The organism is Psychrobacter sp. 16-MNA-CIBAN-0192 (assembly GCF_040309565.1).
Lineage (GTDB): Bacteria > Pseudomonadota > Gammaproteobacteria > Pseudomonadales > Moraxellaceae > Psychrobacter.
Genome location: NZ_JBEOOX010000016.1, coordinates 1 through 12,978, shown reverse-complemented (window position 1 = coordinate 12,978; position 12,978 = coordinate 1). Strand labels below are relative to the sequence as shown.

Sequence of the window (12,978 nt, the reverse complement as noted above, 5' to 3'; positions counted from 1 at the left end):
GAATAAATTTGGAGAATAAATTATGGGTAAAGTTATTGGTATCGACCTAGGTACAACCAACTCATGTGTTGCGGTAATGGAAGGCGACAAAGTTAAAATCATTGAAAATGCTGAAGGTACCCGTACCACACCATCGATTGTTGCGTATAAAGATGACGAAGTATTGGTCGGTCAGTCTGCCAAGCGTCAAGCAGTGACCAACCCAAACAACACCTTATTTGCTATCAAGCGTCTTATCGGTCGTCGTTTTGATGACAAAGTCGTGCAAAAAGACATCGGTATGGTGCCATACAAAATCGCTAAAGCTGACAACGGCGATGCGTGGGTAGAAATCAACGGTAAAAAATTGGCACCACCACAGGTTTCTGCTGAGATCTTGAAAAAAATGAAAAAAACCGCTGAAGATTATCTTGGTGAAGCGGTTACTGAAGCGGTTGTTACCGTTCCTGCTTATTTTAACGACTCACAGCGTCAAGCCACTAAAGATGCTGGTAAAATCGCTGGTCTTGATGTAAAACGTATCATCAACGAACCAACCGCTGCGGCATTGGCTTATGGCATGGACAAAAAACAAGGCGATAGCGTTGTTGCGGTTTATGACTTGGGCGGTGGTACATTTGACGTATCAATCATTGAGATTGCTGACGTTGATGGCGAGCAACAGTTTGAAGTATTGGCGACCAATGGTGATACGTTCCTTGGCGGCGAAGATTTTGACTCAGCATTGATTGACTTCTTAGTAACTGAATTCAAAAAAGAGCAAGACGTTAACCTAAAAGGTGACTCTCTTGCGATGCAGCGTCTAAAAGAAGCGGCAGAAAAAGCAAAAATTGAGTTATCAAGTGCTCAAAGCACAGAAGTAAACTTGCCATATATCACCGCTGACAGCAGTGGTCCTAAGCATTTGGTAGTTACCATCAGTCGCTCAAAACTTGAGAGCCTAACGGAAGAATTGGTTCAGCGTACCATGGGTCCTTGTAAGATTGCCCTTGAAGATGCTGGTCTAAAAGCAAGCGACATCAACGATGTTATCTTGGTTGGTGGTCAGACTCGTATGCCTTTAGTACAGCAAAAAGTACAAGAGTTCTTCGGTCAAGAGCCACGTAAAGACGTGAACCCTGACGAAGCAGTCGCAGCAGGCGCAGCGATTCAAGGTGCGGTATTGTCTGGTGAGAAAACTGACGTATTGCTACTTGACGTGACCCCGTTAACCCTTGGTATTGAAACCATGGGCGGCATCTTGACGCCAATCATTGAAAAAAATACTATGATTCCGACTAAGAAATCACAAGTATTCTCAACCGCTGAAGATAACCAACCAGCAGTTAGTATTCAGGTGTATCAAGGCGAGCGTAAAATTGCGAACCAAAATAAACAGCTTGGTCGTTTTGACTTAACGGACATTCCACCAGCACCACGTGGTCTGCCACAAATTGAAGTGAGCTTTGACATTAACGCTGACGGTATCATGAACATCTCAGCGACAGATAAAGGTACTGGCAAAGCACAAAGTATCCAAATTAAAGCGGATTCTGGTTTGTCGGACGAAGAAGTTGAACAAATGATTCGTGATGCTGAAGCCAATGCGGCTGAAGACGAGAAATTTGCCAATCTAGCGCAAGTGCGTAACGAAGCAGATGGTCGTATCCATGCAGTACAAAAAGCGTTAAAAGATGCGGCTGATAAAGTATCTGACGATGAAAAATCTTCAGTAGAAGCGGCAATCTCTGAGCTAGAAACTGCAGCGAAAGAAGACGATCATGACGATATCAAAGCGAAGCTTGAAGCGTTAGACAATGCTTTCTTACCAGTCAGCCAAAAAATCTACGCTGATGCAGGCACAGGTCCAGAAGGTATGGATCCAAGTATGTTCCAAGATGCGGCTGCAGGCGCAGGCGGAAATCAGAACAATGCTGCCGATGATGACGTGGTTGACGCTGAATTCACTGAAGTGAACGACGATAAAAAATAAGCTTTCTGACTTATTTGCTTAATAAAAAACGCACCTTTCGAGGTGCGTTTTTTTGTGCGTCTAGTATTATGAAATGCTAGGGCTTAACAGCGTTAATAATCAGCACGTCATACGTTAAGTTGACGCAAAGTTCACCTTTTGCATTTTTTGCGGCAAACTGTTGCCAATATTCGCGTTCGAACTGTTGTAGACGCGCTTTTGTCCACTTGAAGGGCGTGTCATTTGAAGATGTTGCTGTTTGATTGGTAGAAACGCCCGTTAACTGCATATGTTTGAGCACGGCATATGGTTTGGAAAAAGGCAGATCAAAACGATGGGTTGAAAGTGTTATTTGCTTAAAGCCTGATTTTTCTAAAGCCAATCGCCATTTATTCATAGTTGGATAAGCTAAACCTTGCCCAGTTAATGCCTTAATTTGCAAAAAATTATTGGGCGTAAAAGTGTTAAACAATAGTTGCCCACCTGATGCTAGGCGCTCGTACGATTGTTGAATAAAGCTCAATGGATTATCAAACCACTGCACGGCATTGGCACTGATAATTAAACTGTGATTAGAGCTCAAGTCTAGCTGTTCAGCATCTCCAATCATTATTTTTGCAGCTGGAAAAATGGCTTGTAAAATGGGCGACTGCCTGCCTGCTAATTCATTAATAACCCAATGCTTACTTTGGATGTTTTCGGCTAGCAACCGTGTCATCTGCCCCGTGCCTGCGCCAACCTCTAGCACACTGTCTTGATAAGTATGCGCAATCCTCGTCAGCAATAACTCACAAACTTGCTGCTGAATACTGGCATGGTGGTCATAATCGCTCGCCTGTGCAAAGTGGTGGGCGATACGTTGTTTTCTATGACTTAAATCAGCGGAGTGTGCAGTATTTTTCATAAATGGGTTATTAACCGTTGGCAATCATCATGGGTCAACGCTGCATTCATAACCAGCCGAATACGCGCTGTATTGGCAGGTACAGTAGGCGGTCTAATAGGCAGCGCGTAAAATCCAGCCGATTGCAGCTGCTTTGCTTTTGCCACCGTACGCGTATTATCGCCTAAAACATAAGGAATAATTGGTGATTGGTAGCCTACTTGTAGCGTGTTTGACGATGCCCTATATTGTTGGTCAATCGCTTGACTAAGCTGCAACGATATCGATGCTAAATGTTTGCGCTTATCATTAAGCTGCGGCATTTTTGCTAAAATAAAGCGTGTCCAGGCATGATTCATCGGTGGTAATGCGGTACTAAAAATCAGCGGGCGCATGTGATTAATCAGCCATTGCCGAACTGCTTCATCGCATAGAATATAAGCCCCAACGGACGCAAAAGCTTTGCCAAATGTACCGACCAAGTAATCAATATCTGCTAATGTGTGCGTCTCTTCTGCCAGTCCTAAGCCTTGATTGCCAAGAATACCTACCGCGTGCGCTTCATCGACGTACAGCTCAATGCGATTATCATGTGCTTTTAGCTGCACCAATTGCACAAGGTCAGCACGGTCACCGTCCATACTAAAAATACTTTCGGTGACAATGATAATGCGCTCAATATCTGCTGGCGCTTGTTCAATCATCATAGCTAACTGTTGATAATCATTGTGTCGATAGCGGCGATAACTGCATAGCTTGGTTTGGCTCAGCCGTATACCATCGATGATACTGGCATGCACCAGTTTATCCGCGAGAATAAGCGTTTTGATAGGCAATGCAGTTAGCGCTGGTAGAATACCGATATTGGCATGATAGCCACTGTTCATTACAAGAGCAGTCTTTGGCGTTACTGATTTTTTCGCTAAGTCTAGCGGGTTAGTTAATGCCATTGCCGCTTGATACCAATCTTGCAATTCACACTCAAGCGCTTGCAATTGCTCATCATTACCCGTCAATAACCGTGAAGACGTCGCGCTCATTTTTGGCAATTGCGTTATTGGCAAGCCTTGTATTTGTTGTAAAAAATCTGTCTGTAGCTCGGCATCGCAGCCCAAACCTAAATAGTCATTGCTGGCAATATTAACTAAGGTCTTACCTTGATAAATGACATGACGTCCTTGATGGTTCAGGATAGGCAAGTCACGATATTGCTGGTGCTCTTTAAGGGCTTGCAGAGACGTCTCGAGTTTCTCAATGATGGAGATTGCCATGTACAGCTTCCTTTTTGGCATTTAACACGATAATTTGATACAGATAATAGAGCTAGGTATAAATTAAACCCAGATTGCGTAGGGATTATTGCACAAATCAAGTATTTGTAACAAATAATTTCATTAACTGCGCTTTGTTTCTTGGTGGCTGATAAATACTTGCAAAACTTAACTAAGGTACTATTAAACACTGACAGTGTGAATGACATACTTTGTTACTATGTACTCATCGTTAGCAAACAAGGCGATATGACTGTAAAAATATCTATGAAGATTATGAAATTGATAGCATAGATATAATAACAAACACAATTAAATAACTTGTTTGTCGCAATTAATTTTAAGGAGAGAGAAATGAAAACATTCCAAAAAACTCTACTTGCTCTAGTAGCTGGTTCTTTATTAAGTGTAGGCGCACAAGCTGCCGTAACTTATGGTAATGGTTACACTGGTCAACCATATGTTGGCGTAAAAGTTGGTCAATTTAACATAGATGCTGACGGTGCTAGTGACCCAACAGCTTACGGTGTTTATGGCGGCTATAACTTCGATCCTAATTTCGGTGTAGAAGGCGAGTTTGTAGGTTCTGATGATGCTAACTACAGAGGCGGTGATATCAACGCTAAAGCATTCGGCGCCTACGGTACTTACCGTTATGCATTCCCAAATACCGGCTTATATGCCAAAGGTAAATTGGGTGTCGCAAGAACTGAGATTGAAGCTTCTAATACCAATCTAGGTCTAAATAATGGTACTGATAAAGATACTAGCCTTGCTGGTGGTGTTGGTTTAGGCTACTCAGTGAACCCTAACTTCGGTATCGAAGCTGAATACGACAAATTAGGTAGTGACTTGGATCTAATGACAGTTGGCGCGCACTTGAAATTCTAAGTGCTCACTAGATGATTTGGCTTAAGACCTATTTATCGTAAATCATCAACGTTAATAAAAAAACGATCACCTAAGGTGGTCGTTTTTTTTGTCGTGAAATATTATATTGTTGATATTATTAAATTTTTTCGACTCGTTGTTAGGTGCTAATAAATAAGTTATTGACCTATATAACAGCTTCAATCACTGTGAGCCGATGGTACTTTAGACGGATAATGCCGATAGAAGTGTGCTACATTAAATCATAAGTAAGCAGCGGAGAAGACGACAATGGTTGAGACACTTTATATGATTGAGCCGTGGCATTGGCTGGTGTTGGGTTTTTTGCTGATACTGGTTGAGATGTTTGTGCCGACGTTTGCTAGCCTTTGGTTTGGTGCCGCTGCCATTGTGGTTGCTGCCGTATCTTGGTTGCTACCGATATCATTATTATGGCAAGTACTACTGTGGCTAACGCTGGCTGTTATTTTTATGTTTGCTTGGGTCAAGTACATCAAGCCGTTATCGGTCGATCGTACTAAAGCCGGTCTCGGTGGTTCAGTCATCATTGGGGAGACGGGGATGATTGTCGCCAAGCCCCAAGTCGATATGCTCGGGCGGGTGCGCTTTAGCGTGCCTATTGTTGGCGCTGATGAATGGTTTTGCCGTAGCAAGGATGAGGGCATTGAGATTGGTGACCGCGTGGTGGTAACGGATATTATCGGTAATGAGCTGGTTGTTGAACGTCCTAAACGCATGGCAGTGCCCGCTGTTAATCGTTTAGATAACCTCTAGAACGTTATACATTCAATATAAAACCATAAAAATAATACGTAAAAAAATTAGCCGTGCTCGTTTAACGTTATTTATTATCATGATTTAAGGAGAGCTGCATGAATAGCATTATCAATAGCCTAGATGGCTTGAGCATTATTATGGTTGTACTGATTGTTTTAATTGTCTTTACGGTATTAAAGGGCGTACGTATCGTACCGCAAGGCTATAAATGGATTGTGCAGCGTTTGGGTAAATATAGCCAAACCTTAGAGCCGGGTTTAAACTTGATCATTCCCTTTGTCGATAAGGTCGCTTATAAAGTCACTACCAAAGATATCGTACTTGATATTCCGTCGCAAGAAGTGATTACCCGTGATAACGTGGTGATTGTCGCCAATGCTGTGGCGTATATTAATATCGTGCGACCGGATAAAGCTGTCTATGGTATCGAAGATTATGCTTATGGCATTCGTAATTTGGTACAGACCTCTTTGCGTTCCATCATTGGTGAGATGGATTTAGACAGCGCATTATCGAGCCGTGATGAGATTAAAGCCAAGCTAAAGCACGCGATATCTGAAGATATTTCGGATTGGGGTATCACTTTAAAAACTGTTGAAATCCAAGATATTAATCCCTCAGCCACCATGCAAGCGTCCATGGAAGAGCAGGCAGCAGCAGAGCGTCTGCGCCGTGCGACCGTGACCCGTGCTGATGGTCAAAAGCAAGCGGCTATCCTACAGGCGGATGGTCGTTTGGAAGCCTCACGCCGTGATGCTGAAGCGCAAGTGGTGCTGGCGAAAGGGTCAGAAGAATCTATTCGTCTGATTACCGCTGCGATGGGAACAGAGGAGATGCCTATTGTTTACTTATTGGGTGAGCAATACATTAAAGCGATTCGTCAATTGGCGGAATCGGATAATGCCAAAATGGTGGTGTTGCCAGCCGATATTTTAAGTACAATTAAGGGCATGGTCGGTGATAAGTTGAAAGTATAGTTACAGGAAGCTCAGCTTTAGACTATAAAATAAGCAGTAAGAATAACGACTAATCCTTAACAAATAGTAGCCAGTAAGCATCCTTTGCGCTGGCTATTTTTTTGATCATTTTTTTAGTTGAATTTTAAGCGATAAATAGGTAACAAAACCCTACTTCATAGAATTTTTATTCAGGTATGGTTTTGCTAGTAGCTACTGTCTAAAACACAAAAATATATTCATTTAGGAAATTAAAAATGCCAAAAACTACTCTAAAAGAAAAAATTATAACTATTGATAACTTTATTCAAGGCAGCCCTTTGCCATTTAACGTGTTGGATAATCAGTCTATCAATGCTGCATACCCTGATAGAAAACTAGAAATTAGAAATGGCGGTTTTGGTTCAGACGCTGCTGCCCATCCAACTAACCCTAAGCAGTTTTATGTGCTCACCGACCGTGGACCTAATGCTGATTTTGTCGGCAGTGCTGGCGCGGGAAAACGATTTTTATTGCCTAGTTATACGCCGCGTATTGGGCTGTTTGAGCTGCAAAATAATGGGCAGATTACCAAGATTAAAGAAATTCTGCTTAAAGATGCAAACGGTAAGCCTATCTCTGGGCTGCCCAATCCAAAAGCATTTGGCGGTACTCATGAAGTCCCTTATGATGCTCAAGGTAATGTAATGACTGTGCATCCTAACCTACCGTTTGATGAGGTTACTAATCCGATTGACAATGATATTAATGGCTTAGACCCTGAAGGCTTAGCGGCGTTACAAGACGGCAGCTTTTGGGTGAGCGATGAATATGGTCCGCACCTTGTCCATTATAATGCTGATGGTGTGGAAATTGGACGTATTAATCCCTTTGCAAATGATGTACGTAACAATGTTATAAGCAATGTTATGGGCAATGTCATTATTAATGGCAAACCGATAGTACTGCCGACAGAATTTATAAATCGCCGCGCCAATCGCGGTATGGAAAGTTTGACCATCACCCCTGACCAAAGCACGTTGGTTGGCGTAATGGAGTCATCGATGGACAATCCGGATAAGTCAGGGCGCGGCTCAAGCTTAACTCGTATTATTGCGATAAACTTGCTTACTGGGCAGATTTCCCAGTATCTATATCGACTCAATAGCACGCAGCATGTTGTATCTGGCATCACGGCTATTAATGGTCATGAGTTTTATGTGATTGAACATGACCGCAAATTTCCCATGCAAGATAAACAGGCGCAAAAACATATTTATAAAATGGATATAAATGCGGCTACTGACATTTCAGCGATTCGCGAGACCAGCCAAAATAATTATCAATTAAAACAAGAATTGGTGGTCGGCTTGACTGTCAATGGCGATACTTTAGAGCAGTTTGTTAGTAAGAATAATGAGAATTGGCAGGCGCTTGAAAAGCTAAATATTAAACCCATCTCTAAAACTCTCGTAGTTGACGTTCTTAAATCTTTAGATTATCCACATGATAAATTAGAAGGCTTGTGGCTTAGACAAGATGGCTCGCTGGGCTTGTTAAATGATGATGATTTTGCCATAACCGATGTCACCATGGCGGATGGTAGCAATGCCCTTGAGCAAAAGTATTTGGACAGTAAAAAAACCATAGAAGATGCCAATCGACTGTATATTGTCATGCCTGAAACAGTGAAGCCTATAAAGTAAGCTTTAATCTTAGCTCTCAGTATTTTTATAGCTGTCTTATTTTTTGTCTTATCCTGATTATCTCTTTCTTATTACTGTCATAAACCGTCGCTACACTACCCAAACCGTCTGTACTATCGTGCAGGATTGGATAGTGTGTTGATTGCGATATAGCATCGCTTTTTTTGAGCCATTTGGTTTATGATTGAGAGTAATAATGACCATAATAAGAGCAAAAGTAAAAACGGGTAAGCAATTTACGTACGCAGCATTAGCGTTTTTTATCTGTGGTTTAGCAAGCAGCCAAAGCTTACAAGCTAAAAATAATGAGGCAGTACAGCCGCTAAACTTTACCCAAGGCACCGCGCTGCCCTATAGCATTTTAGATACTCGTTTACCGCTTGCTGATAATGGTAAAAAAATCAGTATCCATAATGGTGGTTTTGGCTCAGATGCCGCAGCGCATCCTACTCATGCCAATCAATTTTATGCGCTGACTGATCGTGGACCGAATGCCGACTTTAACGGCAGTGAAGGGAAAGGGAAGCAGTTTTTAACGCCAGATTATACCCCGCGGATTGGCTTATTTGAGCTAACAGCAGCGGGCGAGATAAAGCTGATTAAGCAAATATTATTAAAAGACCGGAGCGGTAAATTGATCAATGGCTTGCCCAATCCGAAAGCAATGGGCGGCACCAATGAGCTGGCGTATGACAGTGCAGCCAAGCTCATCACCGTCGATAGCAGTCGTCCTTATGATGCCAGCAGTAACCCTAGCAAAACCGATCCCAATGGCTTGGATGCCGAAGGGCTGGCGGCGCTAAAAGACGGTACGTTTTGGGTCAGTGATGAGTATGGCCCGCATATCGTGCATTACAATAGCGAGGGCGTAGAAATGCAACGCATCAATGCCTTTGCCAAAGACACGCGCAATACTGTCGTTGTTAATGGTAAGCAGGTACTGCTACCGGCGGAATTTGCCAAACGCCGTGCCAATCGCGGCATGGAAGGTCTGACCATCACCCCTGACCAAACTACCTTAATAGGTATCATGCAGTCGTCGATGGACAATCCCGATAAATCAGGGCGTGACAGTACCTTGACCCGTATTGTCAGTATCAATCTGCGTAGCGGAGAGGTGAAGCAGTATCTCTATCAACAACAACGCGCGGGCAATGCCAACTCCGCTATCGTTGCTATTAATAACCATGAGTTTTATGTGATTGAGCGCGATGGCGACTTGCCGTTACAAGAATCAAAATCACAAAAGCATATCTATAAAATAAACCTTACCAATGCCACCGATATTGAGAGTATCGCCGTTAATAATAATACTGCTAAAAACAGTATCCAGCGTGACCCAAATACCGGGATACTTATCAATAAGCAAACGCTTGAGCAGTATGTCGCTGAAGAATCCGATGCTTGGCGCAAACTTGCCCAGCTTGGTATCAAGCCCGTTGCCAAGCAGTTGGTGTTTGATGCGGTAAAAGAATTAAAGTATCCACATGATAAGTTAGAAGGCTTATGGCTACGTCAAGATGGCACGCTTGGGCTATTGAACGACGATGATTTTTCGGTAGAAACGCAAGAGAATAAATTGCGCCAAAAATACTTGGATAAAGAAGGGCGCATGCAGGATATTGGGCGCTTATATATTGTGAAACCCAAACAATAAATCAGCAGCTATTTATGTTTTTCAAATTAAAAAAGACCTCATAGTAGAGGTCTTTTTTAGTGATGTTTTAAAGATACTTTGAAGGTATTGGAAAAATGTTTTAACGATATAAAGCGATTAAATCACTTGTGAAAAACGATTAAATCACTTGTGAAAAACGATGTTGGTGTTTTTTCTCCAAATATTCATCGAAGACCATAGCCACATTGCGCCCCAATAAACGCCCTTTTGGCAATACCCGAATACCAGCGACATCCATATCTACCAGTTTGTCTTGCTGCATGTCGCCTAAAGCTTGAATCTCATCAATAAAATAAGTAACGGCATCGATACCAAATTTTTGGTTAAGGTCTTTAAAGTCAATATAATCATGACAGAGCAGGTTCATGATGACATATTCGCGGAGACGATCTTTAATAGACGTTTTGATAACTTTGACCGCTGGCATCAGCTTAGGGTTCTTAGTAATGGCGTTAATTGTGTCTTGATACACCTGTAAATCGGTATCATTCTGCAGGATATAACGGCTATTAGCATTAGTGATATGACTGATTGCCGACACCCCAAAGCCTAATAAATCACAATCACCCATAATGGTATAACCTTGAAAGTTACGGTGCAGCTTGCCTTCGCGCTGCGCCACAGCAAGCTCATCATCAGGCTTGGCAAAATGGTCGATACCAATATATTGATAACCTGCTGCGGTCAAGGTATTGATAGTATTGCCTAGCATCGTAAGTTTGGCGGCTGGCGTGGGCAAATCTTCATCTTTGATTTGGCGTTGGGCTTTAAAGCGCTCCGGTAGATGCGCGTAGTTAAAGACAGAGAGACGATCGGGTGACATTTCAATAATGCGGCGCACGGTATTGTCTAAAGTTGCTGGCGTCTGATGCGGTAAGCCATAAATCAAGTCAATATTAATGGAATGAAAACCCAATGCTCGTGCTTCATCTAAGATAGCGGCAATCATTTCTGCTGAATGCACCCGATTCACCGCAATTTGTACCGCTTCCTCTAAATCTTGTACGCCCAAGCTGATGCGATTAAAGCCCAATTGACGTAAGGTTTGTAGAGTGTTGTCACCAAGCTCGCGCGGATCGATTTCAATAGAATAATCGCCTTCATCTTCAGGTAAAAATTCGAACTGGGTTTGTAGAAAATCCCACAGTTGCACCAGCTCTTCATCACGTAAAAACGTTGGCGTACCACCGCCTAAATGTAGCTGTTTAACAAGTGGATTTTTACCATCTTCTAGAGTAGGCAGTAGACTACGCTTATGCTTAATCTCAGCCATTAAATATTCTAGATAATCGCCTGAGTCACTATTTTTTTTAGTAATAATTTTATTACAAGCGCAGTAATAGCATAAATGCCGACAAAACGGGATATGAAAATATAACGATAATGGTACGCGCGCTTCACGGTTTTGCAAGATTTTTGCTTCAAGTCCGTCTGCGATAGGCATAAATTCTAATGCCGTAGGATAAGAGGTATAGCGTGGTCCTGAGCGGCTGTATTTATGAATCAGCGCTTCATCAAATGCTGCCAACTGTTTATTACCAAGCGAGCCGCGTGGTGCTGCGTAAGGGCTAACCTTTTCTACTAATGGGCGTATCGTTGTGGGCTGTTCATTAGGCGACAGTGGGGCGGCAGTGCCGTCAGGTTGATGTGAATGATGGGTCATACAACTTCCTTTTAGTGAACGGCATTATACTAATCGTGCTAATTGCCCGATTAGTATAGGTGATTATGAGCGATATATTGTCTTTGATTATAACAAATCCATGCTTTGAGTGTGGAGGTTAACGAATTTTTCATTTATTATCGCGTTCCTGTTTTAATCCTTACTGTTGGATAAAATACGACATTTGCGCACTTATAAAGAGTAGTCTATTATCGTTCTTATTTTATAATAAGAAGCTGATATGTCGTTTGCTCAAGTTTATACCCGTTCTGTCGTTGGTTTACACGCGCCGCAAGTTATTATTGAAGTGCATTTATCGCAAGGGTTGCCAGCACTAACGATTGTCGGCTTGCCAGCCGCAGCGGTGCGCGAAAGTAAAGATCGGGTGCGCTCAGCGATTTTGAATTCAGGCTTTCAATTCCCCAATCGACGGCTAACGATTAACTTAGCCCCTGCTGATTTACCCAAAGATGGGGCGCGCCTTGATTTGCCAATCGCCATTGGTATTTTGGCGGCAAGTGGCCAGCTTGAGCCTGATGTGTTATCGGCATTTGAGTTTATCGGAGAGTTGGCACTCAATGGCGCGCTGCGTCAAGTCACAGGTAGCCTTGCGGTAGCACGCGCAATCAAAGCCGAATCGCTAAAAAAAGATGGGCTAAAAAAGGAAACCAGCGCACCGTTACGACAACTAATTGTACCGATAGATAATGGCAGCGAAGCGAGTCGGGTTGAAGGCGTAACGGTATTAGCCGCGCAAAGTCTCAAAGACGTCTGCTCCCACCTACAAGCACTTGCGCATCCTGACGGTTCGCTAGAAGATCAGTTGCCGGTTATACCATTAAATTGCTTGCAACCGAGTGCCAGTTATCGCGTAGACTTAGCCGATGTTAAAGGTCAGCATCATGCCAGAAGGGCGCTAGAAATTGCGGCTGCTGGTGGACATTCATTGTTATTTACCGGACCGCCTGGCTCTGGCAAGACTCTAATGGCTTCACGCTTGCCAACCATTTTGCCGGATTTGAGCGCGGAAGATGCGTTAGAAGTTGCCAGTACTTATTCGGTCGCCGACAGCGATTATGACTACGGCACGCGCCCTTTTCGGCAGGTGCATCACACCATATCGGCAGTCGCGCTGGTGGGTGGCGGCTGTCAATTCCAACAATTAATGTCAAATTCCAAGAATAGATGTCAAAAATCTATCTTCAGCCTTAGATTCTCTGTTA

Annotated in this window: 10 protein-coding genes; 7 read left to right on the top strand and 3 right to left on the bottom strand. The window is 42.9% G+C overall.

The window, feature by feature from the left end:
* Positions 1–22 precede the first annotated feature (22 nt).
* Positions 23–1,972, top strand: coding sequence for a molecular chaperone DnaK (gene dnaK, locus AAEY78_RS11105; RefSeq protein ID WP_352339408.1), 1,950 nt, complete (start codon positions 23–25; stop codon positions 1,970–1,972).
* A gap of 76 nt (positions 1,973–2,048) precedes the next feature.
* Here the strand turns inward: dnaK and AAEY78_RS11100 are convergent, their stop codons facing one another.
* Complete coding sequence (locus tag AAEY78_RS11100) at positions 2,049–2,855, bottom strand: methyltransferase domain-containing protein (protein WP_352339407.1); 807 nt, start codon at positions 2,853–2,855, stop codon at positions 2,049–2,051.
* Complete coding sequence (locus tag AAEY78_RS11095) at positions 2,852–4,105, bottom strand: 8-amino-7-oxononanoate synthase (RefSeq protein WP_352339406.1); 1,254 nt, start codon at positions 4,103–4,105, stop codon at positions 2,852–2,854. Before AAEY78_RS11095 ends, AAEY78_RS11100 begins: the two co-directional genes overlap by 4 nt.
* 354 nt (positions 4,106–4,459) lie before the next feature.
* Here AAEY78_RS11095 and AAEY78_RS11090 point away from each other — a divergent pair, with 354 nt between their 5' ends.
* From AAEY78_RS11090 to AAEY78_RS11070, 5 genes are all read left to right on the top strand, one after another.
* Positions 4,460–4,996 (top strand): porin family protein, encoded by a 537-nt coding sequence (locus tag AAEY78_RS11090; RefSeq protein ID WP_352339405.1) that lies wholly within the window; start codon positions 4,460–4,462, stop codon positions 4,994–4,996.
* Between the two features lie 270 nt (positions 4,997–5,266).
* Positions 5,267–5,770, top strand: a complete 504-nt coding sequence (locus AAEY78_RS11085) for an NfeD family protein (RefSeq protein ID WP_352339404.1) — start codon at positions 5,267–5,269, stop codon at positions 5,768–5,770.
* Between the two features lie 140 nt (positions 5,771–5,910).
* Positions 5,911–6,750: an SPFH domain-containing protein gene (locus AAEY78_RS11080; RefSeq protein ID WP_502943749.1), complete on the top strand. Its 840-nt coding sequence runs from the start codon at positions 5,911–5,913 to the stop codon at positions 6,748–6,750.
* Positions 6,751–6,986: 236 nt separating this feature from the next.
* Positions 6,987–8,414: an esterase-like activity of phytase family protein gene (locus AAEY78_RS11075; protein WP_352339402.1), complete on the top strand. Its 1,428-nt coding sequence runs from the start codon at positions 6,987–6,989 to the stop codon at positions 8,412–8,414.
* Between the two features lie 196 nt (positions 8,415–8,610).
* Positions 8,611–10,071 (top strand): esterase-like activity of phytase family protein, encoded by a 1,461-nt coding sequence (locus tag AAEY78_RS11070; RefSeq protein WP_352339401.1) that lies wholly within the window; start codon positions 8,611–8,613, stop codon positions 10,069–10,071.
* Between the two features lie 139 nt (positions 10,072–10,210).
* Here AAEY78_RS11070 and hemN read toward each other — a convergent pair whose 3' ends face one another.
* Positions 10,211–11,755 (bottom strand): oxygen-independent coproporphyrinogen III oxidase, encoded by a 1,545-nt coding sequence (gene hemN / locus AAEY78_RS11065; protein ID WP_352339400.1) that lies wholly within the window; start codon positions 11,753–11,755, stop codon positions 10,211–10,213.
* 241 nt (positions 11,756–11,996) lie between these two features.
* Here hemN and AAEY78_RS11060 point away from each other — a divergent pair.
* Positions 11,997–12,978, top strand: a 982-nt coding sequence (locus AAEY78_RS11060; RefSeq protein WP_352339399.1) for a YifB family Mg chelatase-like AAA ATPase, incomplete at its 3' end; no start/stop codon positions are given.